Origin of the sequence: Nostoc sp. FACHB-892, assembly GCF_014698795.1 — a bacterium.
Taxonomy (GTDB): Bacteria; Cyanobacteriota; Cyanobacteriia; order Cyanobacteriales; family Nostocaceae; genus Nostoc.
Genome location: NZ_JACJTR010000145.1, coordinates 1 through 2,113, shown reverse-complemented (window position 1 = coordinate 2,113; position 2,113 = coordinate 1). Strand labels below are relative to the sequence as shown.

Below are 2,113 nucleotides of genomic sequence, written 5' to 3'. Positions count from 1 at the left end.
AATTCCCCTTTTTTTCGATTGGTTAATTGTCGAGATTTTAAATACGTTGTTACCTGAACGTGTTCACCGTGTTAATCCCAGAGTTGTGAAAAAACCTGTATCAAAGTTTCGCTCTAAAAAACCGCAACACAGAGGTACTGGACAACGAGTAGAAGCTCCGAAATTTCATATCACTAATCAGCTTTCTAGCCTTAACTGAACCGTATTGGGTTATATTCCTAGACACTGATGTAGCTGCGTATCAAATTTTCATATTAGTGAGATAGTACACAGTAGAAAGCCTTTATTATGCAACGCCTCATAAATAATTTGCCGGACATGATATGAGTCTGGTAAAACCCACACTCCGCAGATATCTTAGATGAAAGAAGCAAAAGCGGGTAATTTGGCATAAAGTGTGCCAACTTGCGCCAAATCTACATTTCCACCGCTGATGATGACACCAATTCTCGCCTCTGATGCTGTTACCACACCTTCGAGTAAAGCAGCAGCAGCGAGTACTCCGGTGGGTTCAACGACAATTTTCAGACGTTCCCATAAGAAGAACATGGTGCGAAGAATCGCCTCTTCAGATACCGTCACCATATCATCAACGTAATGCAGCACTAAGGGAAAAGTAATTTGACCAAGGCTAGGAGTCCGCGCACCATCGGCAATGGTATCAGGATTTTTGACAGTTTGCAGCGTTTTGGTGTGAAAAGAGCGGGTAGCATCGTCGGCAAGGGCTGGTTCTACCCCGATTACTTTACAATTGGGTAAAAGTGACTTGGCTGCGATCGCACAGCCAGAAAGTAATCCACCACCGCCACAACAAACTAATAATAAGTCCAATTCACCAACTTCTTGGATCAGTTCTAAAGCAGTTGTTCCTTGTCCAGCGACTACATGGGGATGATCGTAAGGGGGAATGAGTGTTATCTTCCTTCCTCTGGAAAGAATATCAGCGAATTGTTCTCTATCTGTTTTTTGGCGGTTATACAAAATGATTTCTGCACCATAATCACCAGTAGCGGCTTGCTTAACAGAAGGAGCATCCTCTGGCATTGCAATCGTAGTGGGAATTTTTAACAACTTTCCGGCAAGCGCTACTGCTTGTCCATGATTCCCAGAAGAAAAAGTAACGACACCCCTTTGTTTTTCTGGAGTTGGCAGTTGTATGAGTGCGTTGTACGCCCCTCTAAATTTAAATGACCCTGTGCGTTGAAAGTTTTCGCATTTAAAGAAGACTTGGCTATTGGTGCGATCATTAACAATTCTAGAAGTTAGCACAGGCGTGCGGTGGACAATCCCTAAAATTCGCTTTTGTGCTGCTTGTACATCAGTTATATTAACGGAATTATGCTGTAACATTAATGACAATATTAAATATTTTTACTCTTGAGCAGATGCTCCCGCCTTATTTGAACGATTTTGTAGTCTGCCCTACTGGGAAGATGCTGCAATTTAAGGGTGCAGGAATCGATGGAATAGATTTGCTGTCTATTTGGAGAGATTCGGTTCTACAACGTCAGGAAAGCTCTCAAAATTGCGCCGCACCCAATCCATGCCTACTTCATTGTTGAGTTTAATTTTTTGAGGTGTATCCGGATAAATTTTGCTCAAAATATCTGCATCTTGATCAACAACAACCTTGCCAAATTTTAGATAGGTGCTGCCAAACAGCTTAAAGGCTGGATGCTTTGCCTGACCAAACAGTAAAATATAAGTCCGGGTGCGATTCTCAGCTTCTGGCACAAAGAAATGACACTGGGCAGCTTTACCAAGCGGCATTTCGCCATGAAAAATTATCAGGGATGGAAAGTGGTTTTCCAGGTGCGCTTTGATGGTACTGGGCAACAGCATTAAATCAGGCTTTCTCAGCTTTTCGCTTAGGCTGTAAGGAGCGGTTGGCATATCGTAGAACGCATGGGAATGATGCCCATCGTCAACAAACTGATGAAACTCCACTTCGGTAATCCGAAATAAATCTCGGTGAGTACCATTTTGCTGGAGTTTGGACTAAAAGCTCAGGCTCAGAAAAAAGTACTTAGAAAATTAGAGATAAAAAATAGACAATAGTACTGAAGACTAATCTTGAAGGTTGAAAGAAAAGCAATCAGTAGTAACACTGACT

The 2,113-nt window shown here is 42.2% G+C and carries 2 protein-coding genes and 1 pseudogene; 1 reads left to right on the top strand and 2 read right to left on the bottom strand.

Features of this window, described 5'->3' with window-relative positions:
• Nucleotides 1-199 (top strand): annotated as a pseudogene (locus H6G96_RS40625) (transposase); the annotation flags it as partial.
• Nucleotides 200-357: 158 nt separating this feature from the next.
• Here the strand turns inward: H6G96_RS40625 and H6G96_RS40620 are convergent.
• Entirely contained in the window at nucleotides 358-1,350 is a 993-nt protein-coding gene (locus H6G96_RS40620) for a threo-3-hydroxy-L-aspartate ammonia-lyase (RefSeq protein WP_190920313.1), read from the bottom strand.
• Nucleotides 1,351-1,479: 129 nt separating this feature from the next.
• Nucleotides 1,480-1,947, bottom strand: a complete 468-nt coding sequence (locus tag H6G96_RS42225; protein ID WP_199339899.1) for a hypothetical protein — start codon at nucleotides 1,945-1,947, stop codon at nucleotides 1,480-1,482.
• Nucleotides 1,948-2,113: the final 166 nt, after the last annotated feature.

Excerpts from the sequence above, each read along its gene's own strand:
- H6G96_RS40620 (WP_190920313.1), bottom strand. The coding sequence starts at position 1,350 with ATGTTACAGCATAATTCCGTTAATATAACTGATGTACAAGCAGCACAA.